We start from the raw sequence: 21,793 nt of genomic DNA on the forward strand, positions 1-21,793 counted from the left end.
ACGGGTATGTTTAATCGTATAATAGATTTTTCCATAAATAATCGACTCCTAATAATAATAGCTTTAATCGCTACTGTAGTAAGCGCGATTATGATGATTCCGAAACTAAATTTAGATGCATTTCCTGATGTGACTAATGTACAAGTTGCCGTAAATACAGAAGCTCCCGGACTCGCAGCAGAAGAAGTAGAGCAACTTATTACTTATCCGATAGAAGCCGTTATGTACGCTTTGCCAGACGTTGAGCAAGTACGCTCTATCTCCAAAACAGGTTTGTCTGGCGTGACTGTCGTGTTTAAAGAAGGTACTGATATCTACTTTGCAAGGCAGTTAGTCTTTGAGCGGCTTCAAGCTGCCAAGGAGCTTATACCTGAAGGAGTCGGCACGCCTGAAATGGGACCTAACACATCTGGTCTAGGTCAAGTGTTTCAATACCTTTTGATATCTAGCTATGATACTGGATATGATGCGATGTCACTTAGAAGCCTAAATGACTGGATTGTCAAATTATTACTCATGCCTGTAGATGGTGTTACAGATGTTTTATCTTTCGGTGGTAGTGTTAAGCAATATCAAGTTAATGTTGAACCATCTAAACTCTTATCGTATGAGTTAACACAAGAGGATATAGTTAAAGCGCTTGATGCAAATAATGCCAATGTTGGTGGCTGGTACATGAATAGAGGACAAGAGCAACTCGTCATTCGAGGCACAGGTTGGTTTGAAAATGGCGAAGCTGGCATCACAAATATTAAGCAAGTTCCAGTTAAGACACTAGACGGAGCTGTTGTCACAATATCAGATGTTGCCAAAGTCGAAATTGGTAGTGAGATTCGGCAAGGCGCTGTCACAATGACTAGAAGGAACGAAAATGGGCAAGTTGAAAGCTTAGGTGAAGTTGTTTCTGGTATTGTGCTTAAAAGAATGGGGTCAAATACAAAAGCTACTATTGACGGCATAAACGCAAGAATTCCATTAATTAATCAAGCCCTGCCTGAAGGAGTTAGATTCGAACCTTTCTATGATCAAGCTGATTTAATAGAACAAGCTGTAAACACCGTCGTTAATGCTCTGATACTAGCGTTTATTTTCATCTGTATTGTTCTTGCATTATTTTTGATGAACTTAAGAGCAACCTTTCTTGTTCTCATCTCAATCCCAATTTCTATTGGAATTGCATTAATGATAATGTCTTGGTGGGGGATCTCTGCAAACCTGATGTCTTTGGGAGGCATTGCGGTAGCAATCGGAATGTTAGTAGACGGCTCTGTGGTAATGGTTGAAAATATGTTTAAGCATTTGAATACACCTGACCCCGCTCACGCAGAAAGTGTGAAAAAACGCGTTTCTTTATCGGATAACGATCCACATGATGTAGAAAACGATGTTCACGGTATTAAATTACGTCTTAAACAAGCCGGAAAAGAAGTTGCTCGCCCAGTATTCTTTGCTGCTTCGATCATTTTAGTTGTGTTCACGCCACTATTTAGCTTTGAAGGTGTTGAAGCCAAGCTATTCCAACCAATGGCAGTAAGCATCATCTTAGCCGTTATATCGGCTATCGTAGTTGCTCTTTTCATTGTCCCTGCATTAGCTACCTACATGTTTCACAAAGGTGTGAAAGAAAGAGAAAGTTTTGTATTACAACCTTTAGATAAGATATATAGGAAAGGGCTTAAATTCGCACTTAATCGCACGAAGCTGGTTGTTTCAATATCAATAATTCTAGTGGTTTCTGCTTTCGCTACAATCCCCTACATAGGAACTGAATTTGTTCCAGAGCTGGAGGAAGGAACAATAAATTTAAGAGTTACACTTGCTCCGTCATCAAGCTTAGACACCGCTTTGACGGTAGCTCCTATTTTAGAAGAAAAACTGTTGGCATTCCCAGAAGTCACATATGCTTTGAGTCGTATTGGTAGAGCTGAAATAGGAGGTGATCCTGAACCAGTGAACAATATTGAAATTTATATTGGTCTGAAACCAACATCTGATTGGACAAGTGCAACAAACCGCTATGAACTGCAAGAAAAAATGGAGAGGTCATTAGAAGAATATCCGGGCCTGTTACTTAATTTTTCTCAGCCCATTTCAACTCGTGTAGATGAACTATTATCAGGTGTAAAAGCTCAGCTAGCGATTAAATTATTCGGCCCAGACCTTAATATATTGTCAACAAAAGGCCAAGAGATTGAAACTGTAATAAGTGGTATCGAAGGAGCTAGAGATGTTGCATTGGAGCAAATTGCAGGCGAAGCTCAACTTGTTGTAAAGCCCAATAGACAAGAACTTTCACGGTTTGGTCTGTCAGTTAGCGATATAATGGAAGTTGTACAAGATGGCATAGGCGGTGTTGAAGCTGGACAGATCATCAATGGCAATGAGCGTTACGATATATATGTGCGCATCAAGGAAGAATATCGCCAAAATAAGGATGCTATTGCTGATATACGCGTCCAGTCTCCTACTGGTGCTTGGGTTAGATTAGGTGATGTTTCTTCAGTTTCGTATGAATCAGGACCTCCACAAGTAAGAAGAGATGACGTTCAAAGGCGCGTTGTTATTCAAGCAAATGTGCAAGATAGAGATATGGGGAGTGTTGTTTCAGATATCAGAAAAGCAATTACTGATAAGGTAGATTTACCTGCTGGCTATTCTGTTTCTATCGGGGGGCAATTCGAAAGCCAGCAACGTGCTCAAAATAGATTGGCTATCGTTGTCCCACTTTCACTTGCTCTAATAGCATTATTACTTTATTTCGCTTTTGGCTCTGTTGGCCAAGCAATGCTCATATTAGTAAACGTTCCTCTTGCTGTGATAGGAGGGGTATTCTCTTTATATTTATCTGGGCAATACCTATCTGTACCAAGTTCCGTTGGGTTTATTACACTATTTGGCGTTGCTGTACTAAACGGTGTAGTGATGGTCGAGAGTATTAATCAGCGAATTAGAGATGGCATAGAAGTTAATAAGGCTGTATTTGACGGAGCTATATCGCGTTTAAGACCTGTTCTTATGACAGCAATAACATCTGCTTTAGGTTTAATACCGATGTTAATGTCCAATGGCGTTGGAGCGGAAATACAGAGGCCGTTAGCAAGTGTTATCGTGGGAGGATTAGTAACTGCAACACTACTTACATTATTTGTTTTACCTGTTTTATTTAACTGGTTTTCAAAAGCAAAAATAAAAGAGCTATCGCGATAATTTTATAACTACTAGCTTTTAAGTCACCATGCTAATATTAGCGTGGTGACTTAAAGTACGTAATAGCATTTAGCTATTCTAAAGCTATAACTAGCTTATCAATACTGAATTATTGTTAATTTAGATAGTTTCATCTAAAAAATTTCAATAAATTCTGCCTTCTTTAATTACTTGATTGCATGTTATAGATCTTAGCAATCAGCCAGCCAATTAAACCTGCTAGTAAAGCCCAGAGTATGCCTCCCCATATTGCTGAGGTTATTGACATATGCCAGCCCATAATTTGCCAATCTGTATGTAACATCTTGGAGGTCATGTTTGACATCATCTCCGGCATCACCATAACCACAACTGAACACACACTCCAAACAATGGCAAAGGCTGCGGCACAAGCCAACGAAAAAGCTTTTTCGTTAAGTTTCATAATTAATTTCCCCTCACTGGTTTAATGACTAGCTCCACATCAAGTTGGTAAACAAATTCTTTCGGTTGTACGATATTTTCAATATGATGAACGCCTTTTTTAACATTACTTTTCAACATAATTCGGGCTAATTGGCTTGCTACACTGGCCGTCACTTTACCTTCATTAACTCCTGTTAAACTAAATGAGTTTGCAGAATTTTTACCATTAGAATCCTTACCTATGACTTTAATAAAAAAAGCTTCACTACCTAAATTGAATAACTTGAATAACTTAATGGTAATCCGCTGAAACCAATGAATTTTTAGCAGCTTACTTATTCCTGTCCATTTTAGAAAAACAATTAACGTGGTTAATAATTTAGAATCAAAGCAAAGATACGTGCTGGCTGAATTAATGTTTAAGGTTTGCGGTATGACATGTTGGTCAGAAAAATTTGAACGATAAAAGGTCCTAGTGTTTACTTCATCAGCAATAGTGGTGGACATTCCTTCAGTAAAAGAGGAATACGTTACATTTTTCCCTGATACATTAAAGTGAAACGTATCGTTTATGTCTTTAAGCATCCAACGGTATGCAGCGTCACCATGCTTTCCGCCCGTACCTAAAAGAATATAAATATCAATGAATTTAACTAACTCATTATTTTGCTTGCAAAGCTTAGCCAGCAAATTTGTTAGACCCGGAGCAACACCTACGCTTAATATGACAGTAGATTTATTTTTAACGGCTAATGAATGACATTTTTCAAGCTGATAAATAAATTCATAGCTTGCTGTAATATCGATGTAATTTATGCCTTGATTGATACAAAACTCAACAAATGTAGTGTTCCGCTGATCTATGCACATGATCACCAGCTTAACATCTGAGAATGCTTCTTCCTGAAAAACGTTGCAATTTACATCTAAAACTTTAGCTGAAACTTTATCACCAAACTTTTTTGCTGTTACTTGGGCTTTCAATAAATCTCGACCCGCTATGATAAGATCGCCAGAATAATCCTTAGCCAAGTCTGCTACAATAAAGTGCCCTACATTTCCATAACCACCTACAATAAGAATCTTGGTTCTGCTCTTCATTGTACTTTCCTTCATTACTTAGCGGCTTGCTTAAAATAGGGTTATTCAACCTTGATGATGCTTTTATAACTTGCAACACTAACATCAAAACCCGTATGTTGACTCAAATAATCTCGAAATGTTTCGCTTGCTTCAGGGTCGCCATGCACAAGTTGTATGGGAGTATTTTTGTTTAAGGGTGACGACAATAGCCATTGAGTTAATTCTTTAAAATCACCATGCCCAGACAGGCCATGTACCACTTCTACATTAGCTTTCATCGGGAACCATTTGCCATGAATCTTAATTGTGTCAACGCCGGACAACATTTTCCCGCCCCTAGTTCCTCCAGACTGATAGCCAGTAAATAAAACAGTCGTGCGATAATCCCCGACAAGTCTCTTAAGATGGTGAAGAATGCGCCCTCCCGTCACCATGCCACTTCCTGCAATGATAATGTGCGGCATGGCGACTTCCGATAAAGACTTAGACTCATCTACAGTTCGCACAAAAGACGCAACGTTACACATCTTGTGGCAATCTTCTTTTGAAAGCTCAATTAATTCGTTGTATTGACAGTAAAAATCAAAAACATTAATCGCCATAGGGCTATCAAGAAATATAGGAAGTTTCGGTATTCTTTTTTGCTCAATCAGGGTCGCAAGAATATGTTGAATTAATTCGGTTCTGCCAACGGCAAAGCTGGGAATAAGGGTGACACCTCCTTTTTTCACTGTTGTATTGATAATATCTGCAACTTGATCATAAGGGTCGTCAGTAGAGTGCTCTCGATTACCGTATGTAGATTCAAGCAATAACAAATCCAATTTGGGTAATACCTTAGGAGGCGGCATTAACAGATCATTAGTACGGCCAACATCGCCTGAAAACCCAATAGTTTTTCCATTTGCTTTTAAAATAATGCTGGCAGCCCCCAGAATATGGCCTATTGGTTGCAGATAAAAGGTGATATCGCCAACTATAACTTCTTCTTCAAAGTCAACAGTTTCAAAAATAGATAAGCTATCTTGAGCCGTTTGCTTGTCATACAAAGGTTCGGGCGTTTCATGTTTACTAAGTTTATGCTTACTATAGAACTTGGCATCGTCTTCTTGAATATGTCCACTGTCCGGCAACAAGATAGAACAAAGTCCTAATGTTGCACTGTGGGTGTACACTGGTCCACGATAGCCTTGTTTGTAAATAGCTGGAATAAACCCTGAATGATCCAAATGGGCATGCGTTAAAACAATGGCATCTAATTCATTAATATTTAAGGGTAATGGCTCACGGTTCCTCTTTCTTAACCATTTGTAGCCTTGGTATAAACCACAATCAATTAGCAATTTTGTCGTAGCTGTTTCGACTAAATACTTAGATCCTGTAACTGTTTCAGTACCACCTAAAAATGTAATTTTCATATTGATACTCCCTTAACTTTTGACAAACATTCAATAACAGGCTCTACAAGCACAGAAGAAATATCTACACCATTTGAAGGGTGAGTAATGGTATTTGTCGTAATAAGTGATGACAAACCCGATTCCAGCAAACTTTGGTCAACGCCATCAGCAAAAATACCGTGGACGGCAGCACACTTAATATCTTTAATTCCCTTTTTCTTCAGCGCTGAAATACAGCTTAATATCGTTTGTCCACTAGAAATAACATCGTCTATTATTACAGCAGCTAAGCCAGCTTGAGCACTGAGATCTGGCAACGATACTTCTACATCACGGTCACCTTTCCTATTTTTTTCGCCAATAACGAAAGAATGACCACTTACTTTGGCAATACTAATGATCCATTGTTCACTCTCTGAATCAGGACCAACTAAAAACAAATTTGACTGTCCTTTAAGCCATTGGGCTAGGACAGGTGCTCCTTGCACTACAACGCTAGGCACCGAATATATTTCATCCAAGGAATGATAACGGTGCAAATGTGGATCTACTGTCACTAAGTAATCTATGTGCTTAGAAATAGATTTTGCGAATAGCTTGGATGTGATGGCTTCTCCATCTATGAATCGTCTGTCTTGCCGCATGTAACTGAGATAAGGTGCGACCAAACCGACAGATTTAGCGCCCAACTCTTTCAATGTATCAAGCAAGAAAATGAGAGGCAGGTACTTTTTGTTAGGGTGGGATAAGTCTGCCACAACAATGCAATGACTATTTTCTACATTACTCTCAATGCGCAGATAAGACTCACCATCTGGGAAATCACGTGAACTATATTGACCTAGATGACCACCTAACTTCTCACTTAAGCTAGCAGCTAACAAGTCTGAATTTAAAGAAAAAACAATAACTTTTTTGGTTAAAGAATTCATAAACTATCCTTGAATTTTGAACATATCTAGATTGTTTAAGTAGTAATCTAGTGCGTAACTCATTTCACCTTGGCTATCACTAAATAACGTAAATAAAGGTTCTCCATCAGCTACTTGACTACCGACATTAGTATGTAGCCTCAAGCCTGAATTTAAAGAGAAAGGTGCTCCAGCGAGCTTGGCAAGACGAGCAAGTTTTCGGTTATCAATTACTTCTAGTTTCCCACTAGTACTGGATAGCTCTTGATGACTATATTTTGAATTTATTAACGCTTTTATTTCACCTTGTTCTGCTCTAATTTTGTTAAATTGGCTTAGAGCCTCTCCGCTTTCTAAAATTGACCTTGCACGAAGCAGCCCTGATTCCAGCCCTTCTCCATTATCCATATCAAACAAGTTTGCAGCCAAAATAAGTGAGCGTTCCTTTAGATCAATTGGGGCACCACCTCTACATTTTAGAACGGCCAAGATATCCTTTGCCTCTTGACTAGGGCCAATGCCATACCCTACGGGTTTCGAACCATCAGTAATCAAACATCTAACGTTGATACCACACGCTTCACCTACTTGAGTAAATAGCATTGCTAGTCGCTCTGCATCCTCCTTCATTCGAACTTTGGCGGTTTCTCCTACTGGAATATCAATGATGACATGTGTTGAACCCGCAGCAATCTTTTTAGATAAGACAGATGCAATAAGCTGACCTTCACCATCTAGATCTAATGCTCGTTCTATACGAATAAGCATGTCATCTGCTGGACTAAGGTTTACAGCTCCACCCCAAGCCAAACAAGCTCCCGTATTGTTAACAACTCTTTTAATTTCCTCCATACTTAAACTAACACTTGTTAAGCTCTGCATAGTATCTGCCGTGCCTGCTGGGGAAGTGATAGCTCTTGATGATGTCTTTGGAATGATCAAACCAGCAGCACTCACAATAGAAACAACCAATGGCGTTGTTCTATTACCCGGTAAACCCCCAATACAGTGTTTATCAAACACTTTACGATGGTTTTCCCACTCTAGCACTTTGCCACAGCTAACCATCGCTTTAGTTAAAGATATGATTTCATCAATACTTAGCCTTTTTCCAGCACAAACGCTTAAAAAGCTAGCAATTTCTATATCGCTAAATTTATGCGCACTAATATCAGCAATAATTTGAGATATTTCTTCGTCGCTCAATTCAAAACCAAAGATCTTTTTTCTTACAAACCCCAAAGAATTGACCACGGGTGCATGAGCTATTCGCAAAGGTTGCCCTTCAATTGCATCTAATCCAACCATAACAATATCAGATAGACCTATTTGATCTGAAGACAATGTCTCGTTACGAACAACGTTTAATGTTGCGATTAATTTGTTATTATTCGCTTCTACAAGTACACGAGCATTTGAACTAAATCCTTCAGCACGGCAAATATGACAATCTTGCCGCATGTAAACGACTGGCTCTTGGTGAGTATCAATCCCCATAGCATATGCTTTAAGGATATGTTTATTTAATTTCATTACACTCTCGTTTGTTATTCATCACAGCAATACAATCTAGAATGAAATGGCAGGGCAAATGCAATTTGCTATACAGCCCTACCATAATTGGACGCTCTTCTTGAAAGAGCTTTTACTCTTCAAGTTCAACCATGTCTTTCGCCTCGATGTCACCAGACAGGAGTTTTACTGTGGCAAAATGATCATTTACGATCTTAGTAATTTGTACCGTCCCCACTTTTTCAATGGTGTACGGATCATCACCTTCACTGGGCGCTATTTCCTCATGAAATCGAATAACACTGTATTTTTGTCCCACTTTCGCACCATGTTTAGCCCCAATACAAATTAGGGTTCTACCAGCAGACTGCTCAACCACTTGGCCCCTCATCATATTTTTGTGATAAAAAGGAGTATTGGAACAACCTGCTAAAAAGAGGCCAAATACGAATATCAGTAGAATTTTTACATTGAGAGTTTTCATCATTTTTTCCTCATCTAGCTTATAAATTGATTGAACTTACTTATTTTTCCGACTTGCACCCGGAGGAGCTTTGTGACAACTCCAAGGCTTATGCTCTGAATTATCCTTTACGTTTTGATCAACAAATTTGTAGTAGCTTTCTTTGGTATGTGTCCACCAATCATCATGAACATCGGCACCATGTTTACGAATGACTTCCTCTACCCCATCAAGGTTTATGTTTACTGCGTCGTAAGCTAGGTGTATTTCACCTTCTTTTATGTTGTAACTGACTTCATCTATACCAAAAAGTTGATCAATTTCTTTGACTAGTTGGTCACAGTTTTCTTCTGTGACATTACTTAACCTCAAATTGCGAACAACTAAATTCTGCTCTCTAACGCCAACTCTATGATCTAAATCACTCATAACTTGTCTCCTAATGTGAGTGTGAATGTTGTCGATTGATATCTTTCATTTCTGCCATCTTTTCTTTCAATTCAGGCATCATGTTTTCCATCATTTCCAGATGATGTTCAGCCATCTTGATTTGCTTATACATTGGCATTTCTTCCATGTTTTTGTGCATCGATTGCATCATTTTCATCATTGAGCTGTAATGTTCAGCCATCATCTGTTTTTGCTTTTCAGAGTTATTTTCAGCTTTGATCGCATGAATTTCCTTTTTCATTTCCATAAATTTTTTACGCATTTTTCCCATATTTTCATGCGACATTGTCAAGCCTTGATGCATAGATTTGCCAGCACCTTCATGTTTAAGCTCGTTGCTTTGTGCAAATGAACTTGTGACTGCCAGTAGTGAGCCAACAAATAAAATTGATTTACCTAACCTTTTCATGATTATTACCTTCTATGTTCTTATTAAAATTTGGAATCCAGCTTGGTGTCGATTCCATATATTTGTGGTACTCCGAACCAAACTCAGCAATTGCTTGTACTTCTTCACGTTTCGCTAGCTTGACATAAACAACGACTAAGATTGGAAACATCGCAAGTGTTGGGATTGTCGGCCACTGTAATAAAAAGCCGAACATGATTAGAATAAAAGCTACGTACTGGGGATGGCGACATCTTGCATACCATCCTGTAGTAGCGATTTGATGGTGTTTTTGAGCATGATGTAATACGTTCCATGCTGACGACAGCATGAAGAAACCAGCAGCTATAAATACCATGCTAGCAATATGCAATGGATCCCAATGGGCATTACCTTCAAAACCAAAAAATGTATGTAATAAGTGCCCATTTTCGTGTGCAAAGAAGTTTACTTCTGGATATTTTTCAGTTAACCATCCTGACAAGAAGTAGATGGTTAAAGGAAAGCCATACATTTCAGTAAATAGGGCGACCACAAAAGCAGAGAATGCACCAAGACTTCGCCAATCAGTAGATGTTTTTGGCTTTACGAAACTAAAGGCAAAGAAGATAAATATTGCCGAATTTAGTATCACCATTGACCATAAGCCATAATCATATGTCTCATTCATTATCGTTCTCCTTGTGATGAGATTCTTTTCGCCCTTCCTCTAACCCTTGTATGTAGCCATCTCGAAAGGCGGTATTTTTTTCAGTGAGTTCTTGAAAGTTCTCCTCCTTTTTCTCATCAGGTGCATGCGAATGATCGTGACCATGTTTACCATGACTTCCATGCATAAAAACGTGCATCAACGGGCACAATAATAAAATCAAATAAGGAAGAAATTGCACAACATGTTGACCATGTTCAAAGATTAAAAAATAGGTGGCTGCTGCAATAAGCAATAATGCAGCCCATCCTGTCGGTGTTGACCAAAATTTTGGGTGTTCATTTTTCATGTTGGCCTCCTACAGACCGTAAATCTTCCGCTGAAGCTTCAGACTTAGAATTTATCCAGAAGAGATTATCCACAGGGGAGATACTAACTAGTCCTTCTCCTTCAACGTTGGTATACGCTGCATCAAGCAAAACTTTAGCAACATGTTCCGCATCATCGAAGGCGACATAAATGGTCATCACTATATGTTCAGATAAGTGATTTCTGTTATAAGTATCAGCATATGCCCCTCTTCCCATTGCTTTATGTAAGGTAAAGCTTTTATAGCCATGTGAAAGTAATGCCTCTTCCACTCTCGTCAGTACCATTTCATCAAAAATGGCGGTTACTTTTTTCATATTCATAAGCCCCCCCTACACGACCTTCAATACACCACGATACATTCGCATTTGACAATGAAACTCATGCTCCCCCTGTGACAAATTCGCCAAGGTAATTTGAGTAATGTCGTTGAATTTAAGTTGCTCGCTTATCTCCAATGATGGAATAAGCAGTGTTTCAGAGCATGGTGATTGATCTTTGCGCATAAACTTCAGGGTGACAGGTTGGCTAGCTGACACTTGAATTGACGATGGTGAATAAACACCATCTTTTACTTCAATTAACACTTCATTGTTATTCGCAATAATTTTGTTAGGTTTGTATAACCAGAACCACCAAACAATCAGTGCGATTAATGCTAAGCCTAATAAGTTAATTACCATCATCGTGATTCTCCTTAATGCTCTTTTGCTTTAAACCAGCGAAGTCGATTCGCATTTGACACAACGGTCAATGACGAAAACGCCATTGCTGCCCCAGCTATAACAGGGCTAAGTAGAATGCCAAAGAAAGGATATAAAACACCTGCTGCAAAAGGTACGCCTGCTACGTTGTAAATAAATGCGCCAAATAAATTTTGTTTGATATTACGTAAAGTCGCTTTACTTACCGCAATGGCATCGGCAAGACCATGCAATGAACCACGCATCAAGGTAATGTCCGCACTTTCTATGGCTACGTCTGTACCTGTGCCTATAGCGAAACCAACATCAGCTAACGCTAGTGCCGGAGCATCGTTGATGCCATCACCTGTCATACCAACAATTTCGCCACTCTCTTGTAACTTTTTAACCTTATTGGCTTTATCTTCTGGTAGCACTTCAGCAAGAAACTCACTTATGCCCGCTTTTTTAGCAACAGCGGCTGCGGTTTCCTTGTTATCACCTGTAAGCATGATGACGCGTATACCATTAGCCTGAAGACGTTTGATAGCGGAGATAGAGTCTGACTTAATAGGATCTGCAACAGCAATAATTGCTGCCAATTCGCCATCAACAGCAAAGTACATTGGTGTTTTAGCTTCTTTTGCTAAAGACTGGGCTTGCCCAACAAAGCCAGTAAGATCTATGCCTTTTAACTTCATTAGTTTATCGTTGCCGAAAAGCAGTTCTTTATTATCACAGCGTGCTTCAACACCAAAGCCTGTAATGGCGTTAAAGGCTTTAATTTTTAGCAGTTCGATATTTTTCTCTAACGCACTTTCAACTATCGCTTGAGCCAAAGGATGCTCCGAACCACTCTCTAAACTTGCAGCAAGCTGTAACACCTCATTTTCATCTGTAGCCTTTGCTAAAACAATATCGGTTACCTTGGGTGATCCTTCAGTAATGGTGCCCGTCTTATCCAAAATCATGGCTGTGATTTTAGAAGCGGTTTGCAGTGCTTCGCCGTTTCGAATGAGTACACCAGCTTCTGCTGCCTTTCCAACTCCGACCATGACAGACATAGGAGTTGCTAAACCCAAAGCACATGGGCAGGCAATAATTAGTACGGTAGTAGCTGAAACAATGGCAAAAGCAATGGCAGGCTCAGGACCAAAGTTAAGCCACGCAAGAGCACTTAATACTGAGATGATCATGACAACAGGAACGAAATAGGCGGAAATCACATCGGCCAAGCGACCAATAGGAGGTTTAGAATTTTGCGCTCGTTTCACCATATTGATGATCTGAGCAAGCGCGGTATCTTTACCAACGCGTGTCGCTCTAAACAAAATCATACCTGATTTGTTCAAAGTACCAGCGACAACCTCATCTTCTTCGGCTTTTTCAACAGGCATTGGTTCGCCTGTCAGCATGGACTCATCAATAGAGGTGTGTCCTTCCAAGACTAATCCATCTACGGGAATTTTTTCACCCGGCTTTACTTTCACAACATCATGAAGCAAAACCTGTTCGATACCTATCTGAACCTCTTTATTATCACGAACTACCGTTGCTGTTTTAGCCTGCAATCCGATAAGACGTTTGATAGCTTCAGAGGTTTTTCCTCTGGCTTTTATTTCTAATGCCAGACCTAAATCAATTAAGCCAATAATCATCGCAGTAGCTTCAAAATAGACATGCCGTGCCATCAATGGAACCGAGTCAGGTGCAAACACAACAACCATTGAATACACCCAAGCAGTACCTGTTCCTAAAGCTATTAGAGTGTCCATATTGGCTGAATGATTTTTGAAGCTCTTCCAAGCGCCTATATAGAAATGCTTGCCTGAAAAATACATAACAGCAAAAGTTAAAATGCCAACAACTAACCAAGACATACGTTCAAGGTTGGTTACAACTGTCATTTCTCCAACTACAATGCTGTAGATCATCAAAGGAACGCCGAGTGAAAGGGCAATAAACGTATCGCGCATTAGCTTTTTGTAATATGCCCAATCAGCAGCCTCTTTCTCATCAAGCGCTTCTATTGCTGAGCTATCATCGATTGGTTTCGCGTTATAGCCCACAGACTCAACAGCTTTGATCAATTCTTCGATTTTAGCTGTCCCTGATACTGTTACAGTCCTATCAGCAAAATTCATTTCTGCACTGACTACACCAAGAGTTGCCTTTAAAGCCCCTTCAATTTTGCCAACACAGCTAGCACACCCTGCTCCTTCTATGATGAGCTGTTGGCTATGTGATACTTTCTCCAAGGTTTTCTCCTTACTTTTACACGAAGAGGATTGAGCTTTTGCCTGACAACAACAACCTGATTGGTTTTCAATATTTGTATTAGTAGTCACCATTTTCCTCCTATGTCTTTTATATTTGTTCAAAGTTTTCGATGAGATGACAAACCATATGTGGTGTCGGCGCTTTATCTTCCATTTTTTCCCACTGTGAAATAGCTAATGACATTTTGTTTCGAAGCGTTAGCATGGCTTGAAACTGCTTATCGGTTTCTTCAAGCCGTTCTTTGATCAGGCTTCTGACTAATGGGCACGCACTTTTGCCATCTTCAGATTCGTTAATAATTTGCATGATATCTGCAACGGAAAAACCAAGGTTTCTTGCACTTAAAATGAATTTAAGTCTCGATACCTCTTTATTCGAGTATGACTTGTAGCCGTTCACTGATTTAGCAGGTTTTAACAGTCCCAATCGCGTGTAATAGCGTACCGTATCAGCAGTCGTTCCAAGGCTTTTTGCCAGCTCTGTTACTTTCATATTTGCTCCTTAGTTTTTCACCTAAGTGTGTACTCTCACCCGCAGCTTAGACCTGTGCCTAGGACACAGGTCAAGCTCTTCCTTATGATTTAATGTACTCAGCTATTGCTTCTATCTGTTGCTCATTTAGCGGCATTTTAGGCATAGGTGAAGATGAGTTGTTAAACTGAGGGTTTTGGAGCTTCTTAATAAAGAAGCCGATCCCTTTGTTTTTAATCGTTTCATCTAATGCAGGGCCAACAGTGCCACCATCACCTTGCAATGAATGGCAACCTTGGCAGCCAAATTGAGTAAACAATTGCTTTCCATCAGGCGCTATCGCGTTTTCTGGCACTACTTTTTTTGCCTGAGCTACGCTTTGGCTAGTCAGCTCCAAAAATTCAAGAACAGCTTTCGTTTCCTGACCTGTTAAATGTGCTTTTGCTCGCATGTGCGGCATAATGACTTTCCATTCAGGAATAGAAAACTCATGAACAGCACGAGCGTTATGACATCTTGCACAGTTGTTATTGATCACTTCTGCACCTGAAATTTTCTCTTTTGCATAAGAGCTAAAAGCAGACAAAAGAAGTAAACTGACAATCAGTAATATTTGTAAAATTGATTTCATTTTAGTAACCCCCTTAGAATCCGTAGCTGTATTGAATAGCGAAGCGTTTATCATCTTCACCATCGTGAACAGTTGTATCTTCATATGTCGCCTTAATGACAGCTCTACTGTCTAACCAGTAATTAATGCCATAAGCCCAACGCTCTGCTTCGTTAATTTTATTGGTTTCGGCATATTCAACGACGAAATCTGTTCCCTGTAATACACTGAACATTTTTCCTGCCATAAAGGTTGCTTGGAGATACCAACCATTGCGATCAAATGTGATCACTTTGTTTTCTTCATGTTCATCTTCTTCGAAGGCATCGGCTTCTGTTCTGATGTATTCCCCTCTGACAATGTAGTGGTTACCAATCCAGTTGATATCAAAGCCAGTTGCGGTAAAACCTAGTTGTTGATCATCATCATATTTTGCCGTGTAATAGGATGCGCCAACCTCTACTCCCGGTAAAAAAGCGTAGGCAATACGACCACCAAGTGCTTTATCAGAATTGTTGTCCCCACTTCTTGCTTCAAATGCTAGTTCTGGAAGCTCCAAAGTATGCTCATCAACTTCTTCATTCCCTTCCAAAATAGATTCTTCATCATGACCTTCTTCTTCATCATCATGAGGTGCTTCAGCAGCAAGACCATTGGTCATATATAAATCAAATAATATTTTCTGGTTTTTACCCAAAGGAATTATGTGTTGAATACCAACACCAATATCACTCATAACTGGCAGTAAACCTTGCATAGGTTGATACCCACCATGACCACCTATCCCACCATAAATGCCGGGAGAGAAAACTGAGCGATTTATCCAACTAGGATGTTGATAAGGGCCATATTGACCAAATGGAAGTAAAAATTTACCTGCGGTAAAGGTAGTAGTGTCTGAAAGGAAATAGTGAATATCAGCATATTCAAGCTCGACCTCGGTTTCCCCTTGTTCATCAATTGATATTTCAGTTTCAGCTTCAATATGAATTTTGTCACTGAGACTAAACAAGAATATAGGTATGAATCGTGCACTAAATGCACTGGAATCCATTACTTTACTGTCTTCGTATTTTACATCACCATACCCCGCTATTGCGAAGCGACTATTTTCTTGTTGTTCATTCGCTAAAAGTTGCCCACTCACAACAGCAGTAGCTATTGCAATAGGCAATAATTTGAGCATGTTCATCATGCCTCCCAAAAATATTATGCTAATTGTTCAAAACAGTTGGTTTTTAAACCAACTAATAAGTAACTATGTTTTGATGAGATTGGCGAAAAAAAGACGCACTAATCCCGTAACTAACAAATAATTGGAGGGCGATAAGGCAAGAGGTAAACGCCAGAGTTTGGCAGGGAAGTCTGTTGTACAATTGATTCAAGTTTTAAATCAATATCAGTAATTTTTTCCTTTTCAGATAGAAAAACTGTTAAATGAAAGCTCGCACAAAAACCACCTTCGCAGCAAATACAATCTCCAGCTTTACATTTTTCACACTCTTCATCTGCATGCTCATGCTTTGAGTCTTTCATGTTTTCTTTTTGATGATGAGAAATGCTAGATATTGACTGATGGGAATCTTTAGATATTGATTGATGATGCATACTATTGTTCGATTGCGACATATGCACATCTGAAGAGTTCTTGTGGTGTTCTTCACAATTCATTGGTTTGGCAACAACAAAGCCATGCTGCGAAAGCAACATAGTTATGATCGCTATTTTTAACCAATTGAACATGCTAAACATTTTTCCACTCTTTCAGATCGCATAGAGTAACATATGTATTGTATTTATCAACATTTTAGTTCAATATTCATACACATTGTTAAGTAAATAATTTTATTATGTAAAGTCAAAGATTGATATTGTTGTTTGAGGTGCTTTTTGTATATACGGTTTGTCGTAAATGAAATTTGTGAACTTTCTAATCAGCGATTAGGGATTTTTCATGCTATTCGTTACATGAAAGATGAAAATAAATTTTATGATTACGAACTAGAACAAGTTGAAAAAATAATGGGGTGGTTTAGCTTACACCTCGAATCACCTCTAGATCATTTAAACAAACAGAAATCCAATAAATCTGACAACTTTATTAGCTGGTTTAAGATATCAGCAAATGAGCACATATCTATGGTCCGTGATTTTGCATTTTTGTTAGAAAGCAAAGGTGTAGTTGTTGAGAAAATTATAACTAATTCCCCCGGAAAAATTGTTTACTCAGATGAATATCAAATTTTTGCGAAACCATTTGAGAAGTATTAGTGTAAGTTTCAAATTCTAGCGTTATTAAACTCCGGCGTTTAATCTGAGACTCTCCCTCAACATAATTCCACGCTAATAGACAGGCACCCGATGCCCTTTTTAGAACGAAAACTTTTGATTACAACTTATTTTAAAAAGCCTAAAATTGATTTAATTATACCATTAAATTAACTAACTAAATTTTCTTATACTCTGCCTCACAAAGTGACGTATTTATAATATCAAATAGAAAACAATATATAAGCACTAAGATTCTAGTAATAAAATATATTCGAATTTTCATGCTACCAGTTAAAGTTGCAGAAAAACTCGAAGATTAACTATATTAGCACTCGAATTCCGTACTCAATTGTAAAATAGATATTATTACTGCACTTCTACATTATTTGATATTTATTTGTTTAAACAATATTTTTATACTGCTCGCTAAGATGCGTCTCGCATTGTGTATTACCCAATGAAGATAAACGTAGCTCCTTTTCCTACATTAAAATAACCGATCGCTAGGGATACATATGAAACCACCTATTACGGCAATAGCTAATAGATCACAATCTTCATAAATAATAGTTCCTGCACTCATTTCATGTTCAAATTTTCTAGTTTCAATATTACGTATTAAGGCTAGGTTGTTATTTATTTTCATAAAAATGCCCCAATGACCAAAACGTCGAACTAAACTTCTTATTTGATCTATATCCATACCCCACTTAAGCGCTCTATCTTCTACAGTTATTAATGGGTAATAACTTGATTCGACGCTAGACTGCGGAACAGCCTTTCCATAAGTTTTTTCCATGTTATTTAGAAACTTGGTTATCAACTTACCTGCGATTAAACTTGTCTTCACCATTATCGACGATGAGGACTCTTCATCACAAACCAATAACTTCTCTTGTATAATGATATCGCCAGCATCAAATTCATCTGACAATTTGTGAATTGTGACACCTGCTAAAGATGGGGCTTCAACAACATAGGGTAAAGGAGTGGGACCTCGGCCAGCAGGCAGTAAAGTCGGATGAATGTTGATTGCATATTTGATTCTTGTTTGAGGTAGTTTAAATTTGTAGCTAGCAACAACGAATAGCTCAACTCCGTCGTCAATTAACCGCAATAAATCCTCATAACAGGGTCTAGTTGACACCTGTTCAATTCCTAATTTTTCACAGTAATGTGAAATTTTGAAGGCACTGCATATTGGCTCATTAATATATACCTTAACAACATCAAAGCCTTTATCTAAAATTGACTTAAAGCAGGAAAAAAACATATCTCCGCCAAAATAAGCTACTTTCATGATTAGCCCCTATAAAAAATAATCGACCTAAATAAACTCAAATCAGAAAGAGTATTCATACCCCAATATTATTGAGCGCGGTTTTCCAACCATAATCGACCCATGTACGCGAGAAACCATGTATTTCTTTCCTAACAAATTATCTACACTAAGACTCATTCTTTGTTTATCAGATAGTTCATAAACCGCTCGAAAGTCTAGTAGTGTTCTTGCTTCGATTAATTGTTCAAAAGGTATTTTTCCCTTACCCGCCGAAGAACGCGATTCCCCAACATACCTAACGAGTAAGTTTCCTTCCCAACTTTCTCCAAGTGCCCCTAGTGATAGCTGTAATTGATTTTCAGGGATATACGGTAATTCAAAACCTGAATAAACCTCTCCCCAAGTATCCAACTTGGATTTAAAGCTATTCTTAAACATACTCTTTGAATAGGTGTATGAGACATTTATAGGAAAACGAATATTACTCGCAGTGAAATCATACCCTAGCTTTAACTCCACCCCTTCTACTTGCACTTTACCCGCATTATATTGATCACCCACATTATCATCGCTACAGCCCTGACTGACCGTACAGTTTCCGTGCATATTTTTATAATCCGAATAAAAAACTATGACCTCGCTGTTAACAGAACCTAGACTACTTCTTAAGCCAATTTCGTAATTGGTACTTTTCTCTGCCTCACTACTCTCATTTCCGGGAGCTGGAGGAGAAAACCCCTCATTGACGTTGGCTAATACAACAAAGTTATCTGTCATAGCGAATGTGAAGCCTAAAGAAGGTAGAAAAGCTGATGAAGAATTTTTAGTTTCTTTAGGTAAGTTAGTTCTACTTGGATCGGTCTTCCCCCAGTCTTTTCTTTTAATCTCTACATCTTCAAATCTAAACCCAAACCGAATATTCAGATCGTCATGCTGATAATCATCTAATAAAAATAGAGATAACGCTTCGGCGCTATCAACTCTGTTTGAATCAGTACCAGCTACTCCAGCAGAGGTTAATGTCATGGAAAAGTCTGTATTCAGATTGTAGCTATCTACCCACTGATATCTATCCATTTCATCATAATGAACTCTTATGCCTAGTTTTAGGTCATGCTCTTCAATATCGAAGTCGAAGTGAGACTGAAGCCCTTTAGATATGTAACTTCGATTATTTGCTTTCAAATCGACGTTTAGCGGTTCGTCTAGTAACCCATGATCAAACATAGCCGCTAGCTCAATCCCACCGTCAGATAAACCTTTCCCTCCAATTTTACTCGCTTTATACCAATTACGATTAAAGTCGTTAAAATACAAGCTTGTAACGATTGAAGATAAACTATTTAGTTGAACAAAGTGATTTACTTGGATCTGAAAGTGATCTGTTTCAATGTTGTCTTTCTGAGAGGCAGAATATCTGCTATAAGGGCTTTTAGAATAATCTTCATTAGTTAACCCCATGTATGTTTCGTTGGCTTTTTCATCTGAATACTTCAGTTTAAATTCGACTTCTTGATAAGTACCAAAGAAAGCATCTGAGCTAAACATCGTTTTCATCAATACATCATTTTTGTTGAAGCCCGAATCAACTTCCGTTTGATTAATATCTTTAAAGCCGTCGGCTTGATAACTAAAAACCTCAATCAAGCCACCAATATTATCACCTTGTCCTCCTACATAGGTATGTATTTTAGCGAAACCATCTTGTCCCCCGTTCACTTGAAAAAAGCCTGAAAGGTTCTCTTCTGGTATTTGTCTAGATAACAAATTAATAGCTCCTCCTATATTTCGAGGACCATAAAGCACACTCGATGCTCCCTTATGAACTTCTACCTGCTGAATTCTCCCAAAGGTTGGGAAGTAGTATGCAGAAGGAGCTGAATAAGGCGCTGGTGCAGCTAACACATTGTCTTCAAGAACCGTTATCTTCTCACTCCGGTTTTGACCCGATCCCCGCATTCCTATGTTTGGTCTTAGACCATAACCGTCTTCTTCTAACACATATACACCGGGAACACTCGTTAGTACTCGCATAATGTCAGAGTAATCAAAGGTGGCTAATTCTTTTTCAGCTAAAACCTGAGCACTTCCCGGAATTTTATAGACGTCATTGGGTTTGCCAACAATGGTCAAGCGCTCAATACTATTTGGGCTATTTACTTCCGCCAAAGCCGTATGACTAAAACCTAAAATTAAACTTATGCTTATCGAGTTTTTTACTAGTTTAACAATACAATTCATTTCTCTTACACTTAAAAATAACAACAATCAAAACGATAATTATTTAAATAATCATCGACTACACCCTTTATAACCAACTTAAGTTATCTAGATAGCGATAAGTCCTTTTATCGACTTAGCTAAAACTCCTGCTTTTATCAACTAACGGCGGTTTCTTGCTGAGGAATGCGTATGGAGCACTTTCCATTCACTATCTACTTTCTTAAATAGAAACGTTTGGAAGCCTGTTTTATCGAAAGTTTTTCCTGATTTTCTCACCTCACCTTTTACCGCTGTATCCGCAAGTGCCCAAGCAAATTCATCTTCAATATGTATTTGGATATTGGAGAAATCCAAGCTCAAGAAAACCAACGCATCCTTTTCTGGTTCTACGTGATGTTCTACTAAATCGTTAAGTCCAACATTTTGACCGCCCGACTCAAAATACCTTGCTCCTTTGAAGTCAAGAAAGTACTTACGAAAAGGCTTACCATCGCCGTTTTCCCAGCCATATTTAATTTGATGAATGATATGAGTAATTTGCTTTTCATCATCTATGCGACTTTTATCATGCGCATTTGAAAAAAATGCGATCACACTCAGAATGCTAATTAATATATATTTAGTCATTTGTTGTTTTCCGTTGTTTGACCAATAAATTAATGTGACCAATGAATGTGCTTAATCTTCCAATCACCGTTTTGTTTTTCCAGAACCATCGTTTCCATGCTTTGATAATCGCGCTCTTTACCTTTGTTAGTACCTTTAGTATGACTGCGTGAAGCAGATATAGCGGTATTTCCAAGAATAGTTACTTGATGTTCAAGTGTTTCACTCTTCATAGAAGCAAGATATTTCATATCCGACAGCATGTGGTGATGGGCGTATTCATCAGCACTTCTTTCAACACGACCTCCCTCGTAGATAGTCACATCATCAGCCAACTGTGCTCTTGCTAGCTCCTTATTGCCCGTTTCTAGTGCTTGATGAAATGCCAAAACAACTTTTGCGGCAGGGGTATCTATACCTTTAAACAGACCTTTGTCTTTGTTCTTATCACCATGAGCGTTTACTGCGAAACTAAACGTCATTAATAAAACGAGTAATATATTTATTATTTTCATTTTCATTTTCTCTTT

General features: G+C 38.5%; 23 protein-coding genes. 2 read left to right on the top strand and 21 right to left on the bottom strand.

The features are described 5' to 3' along the window. Positions 1-6 precede the first annotated feature (6 nt). A complete protein-coding gene (locus OM33_RS14155; protein ID WP_038642647.1) occupies positions 7-3,207 on the top strand; it encodes an efflux RND transporter permease subunit in 3,201 nt (1,066 codons plus the stop codon). 163 nt (positions 3,208-3,370) lie between these two features. Here OM33_RS14155 and OM33_RS14160 read toward each other — a convergent pair whose 3' ends face one another. The 17 genes from OM33_RS14160 to OM33_RS14240 form a co-directional block, all read right to left on the bottom strand. Next, complete coding sequence (locus OM33_RS14160) at positions 3,371-3,631, bottom strand: DUF5676 family membrane protein (RefSeq protein WP_038642649.1); 261 nt, start codon at positions 3,629-3,631, stop codon at positions 3,371-3,373. Between the two features lie 2 nt (positions 3,632-3,633). Then, a complete protein-coding gene (locus OM33_RS14165) occupies positions 3,634-4,713 on the bottom strand; it encodes a saccharopine dehydrogenase NADP-binding domain-containing protein (RefSeq protein WP_038642651.1) in 1,080 nt (359 codons plus the stop codon). 41 nt (positions 4,714-4,754) lie between these two features. Beyond that, positions 4,755-6,113, bottom strand: a complete 1,359-nt coding sequence (locus OM33_RS14170) for an MBL fold metallo-hydrolase RNA specificity domain-containing protein (protein ID WP_038642653.1) — start codon at positions 6,111-6,113, stop codon at positions 4,755-4,757. Then, positions 6,110-7,027 (bottom strand): ribose-phosphate diphosphokinase, encoded by a 918-nt coding sequence (locus OM33_RS14175; protein WP_038642655.1) that lies wholly within the window; start codon positions 7,025-7,027, stop codon positions 6,110-6,112. The genes OM33_RS14170 and OM33_RS14175 overlap by 4 nt, the downstream gene beginning before the upstream one ends. Positions 7,028-7,030: 3 nt before the next feature. Next, positions 7,031-8,539 (bottom strand): thymidine phosphorylase family protein, encoded by a 1,509-nt coding sequence (locus tag OM33_RS14180; protein ID WP_038642657.1) that lies wholly within the window; start codon positions 8,537-8,539, stop codon positions 7,031-7,033. 112 nt (positions 8,540-8,651) lie between these two features. Further along, positions 8,652-9,005 carry a hypothetical protein gene (locus tag OM33_RS14185; protein WP_234402701.1) on the bottom strand — a complete coding sequence of 118 codons (354 nt, stop codon included), beginning with the start codon at positions 9,003-9,005 and terminating at the stop codon, positions 8,652-8,654. 33 nt (positions 9,006-9,038) lie between these two features. Beyond that, positions 9,039-9,410, bottom strand: a complete 372-nt coding sequence (locus tag OM33_RS14190) for a hypothetical protein (protein WP_038642662.1) — start codon at positions 9,408-9,410, stop codon at positions 9,039-9,041. A gap of 10 nt (positions 9,411-9,420) precedes the next feature. Continuing rightward, on the bottom strand, positions 9,421-9,840 hold the full coding sequence (locus OM33_RS14195; RefSeq protein ID WP_038642664.1) for a hypothetical protein: 420 nt from the start codon (positions 9,838-9,840) through the stop codon (positions 9,421-9,423). Continuing rightward, complete coding sequence (locus tag OM33_RS14200; RefSeq protein ID WP_038642666.1) at positions 9,824-10,489, bottom strand: methyltransferase family protein; 666 nt, start codon at positions 10,487-10,489, stop codon at positions 9,824-9,826. The genes OM33_RS14195 and OM33_RS14200 overlap by 17 nt, the downstream gene beginning before the upstream one ends. Further along, complete coding sequence (locus OM33_RS14205) at positions 10,482-10,817, bottom strand: DUF2933 domain-containing protein (RefSeq protein WP_038642668.1); 336 nt, start codon at positions 10,815-10,817, stop codon at positions 10,482-10,484. Before OM33_RS14205 ends, OM33_RS14200 begins: the two co-directional genes overlap by 8 nt. Continuing rightward, positions 10,807-11,160, bottom strand: a complete 354-nt coding sequence (locus OM33_RS14210) for a P-II family nitrogen regulator (RefSeq protein ID WP_038642670.1) — start codon at positions 11,158-11,160, stop codon at positions 10,807-10,809. Before OM33_RS14210 ends, OM33_RS14205 begins: the two co-directional genes overlap by 11 nt. A 9-nt stretch (positions 11,161-11,169) precedes the next feature. Next, positions 11,170-11,523, bottom strand: coding sequence for a cupredoxin domain-containing protein (locus OM33_RS14215; RefSeq protein WP_038642672.1), 354 nt, complete (start codon positions 11,521-11,523; stop codon positions 11,170-11,172). Positions 11,524-11,534: 11 nt separating this feature from the next. Continuing rightward, on the bottom strand, positions 11,535-13,778 hold the full coding sequence (locus OM33_RS14220; RefSeq protein ID WP_038643438.1) for a heavy metal translocating P-type ATPase: 2,244 nt from the start codon (positions 13,776-13,778) through the stop codon (positions 11,535-11,537). A gap of 109 nt (positions 13,779-13,887) precedes the next feature. Further along, positions 13,888-14,292 carry a MerR family transcriptional regulator gene (locus tag OM33_RS14225; protein WP_038642673.1) on the bottom strand — a complete coding sequence of 135 codons (405 nt, stop codon included), beginning with the start codon at positions 14,290-14,292 and terminating at the stop codon, positions 13,888-13,890. An 82-nt stretch (positions 14,293-14,374) separates the two neighbouring features. Beyond that, a complete protein-coding gene (locus OM33_RS14230; RefSeq protein ID WP_038642675.1) occupies positions 14,375-14,902 on the bottom strand; it encodes a c-type cytochrome in 528 nt (175 codons plus the stop codon). A 13-nt stretch (positions 14,903-14,915) separates the two neighbouring features. Continuing rightward, a complete protein-coding gene (locus tag OM33_RS14235; RefSeq protein ID WP_038643440.1) occupies positions 14,916-16,067 on the bottom strand; it encodes a porin in 1,152 nt (383 codons plus the stop codon). A gap of 119 nt (positions 16,068-16,186) precedes the next feature. After that, positions 16,187-16,633, bottom strand: coding sequence for a hypothetical protein (locus OM33_RS14240; protein ID WP_038642676.1), 447 nt, complete (start codon positions 16,631-16,633; stop codon positions 16,187-16,189). Positions 16,634-16,849: 216 nt separating this feature from the next. On the opposite strand from OM33_RS14240, the gene OM33_RS14245 reads away from it, so the two are divergent. After that, on the top strand, positions 16,850-17,152 hold the full coding sequence (locus OM33_RS14245) for a hypothetical protein (RefSeq protein ID WP_199922458.1): 303 nt from the start codon (positions 16,850-16,852) through the stop codon (positions 17,150-17,152). 487 nt (positions 17,153-17,639) lie between these two features. Here the strand turns inward: OM33_RS14245 and OM33_RS14250 are convergent, their stop codons facing one another. The 4 genes from OM33_RS14250 to OM33_RS14265 form a co-directional block, all read right to left on the bottom strand. Further along, on the bottom strand, positions 17,640-18,452 hold the full coding sequence (locus OM33_RS14250; protein WP_038642679.1) for a formyltransferase family protein: 813 nt from the start codon (positions 18,450-18,452) through the stop codon (positions 17,640-17,642). A gap of 42 nt (positions 18,453-18,494) precedes the next feature. Then, positions 18,495-20,675, bottom strand: coding sequence for a TonB-dependent receptor family protein (locus OM33_RS14255; RefSeq protein WP_038642681.1), 2,181 nt, complete (start codon positions 20,673-20,675; stop codon positions 18,495-18,497). A 141-nt stretch (positions 20,676-20,816) separates the two neighbouring features. Next, complete coding sequence (locus OM33_RS14260) at positions 20,817-21,284, bottom strand: YybH family protein (RefSeq protein WP_038643442.1); 468 nt, start codon at positions 21,282-21,284, stop codon at positions 20,817-20,819. 29 nt (positions 21,285-21,313) lie between these two features. Further along, positions 21,314-21,784, bottom strand: coding sequence for a YybH family protein (locus OM33_RS14265; protein WP_038642683.1), 471 nt, complete (start codon positions 21,782-21,784; stop codon positions 21,314-21,316). Positions 21,785-21,793: the final 9 nt, after the last annotated feature.

This window comes from Pseudoalteromonas piratica, assembly GCF_000788395.1.
Taxonomy (GTDB): domain Bacteria; phylum Pseudomonadota; class Gammaproteobacteria; order Enterobacterales; family Alteromonadaceae; genus Pseudoalteromonas; species Pseudoalteromonas piratica.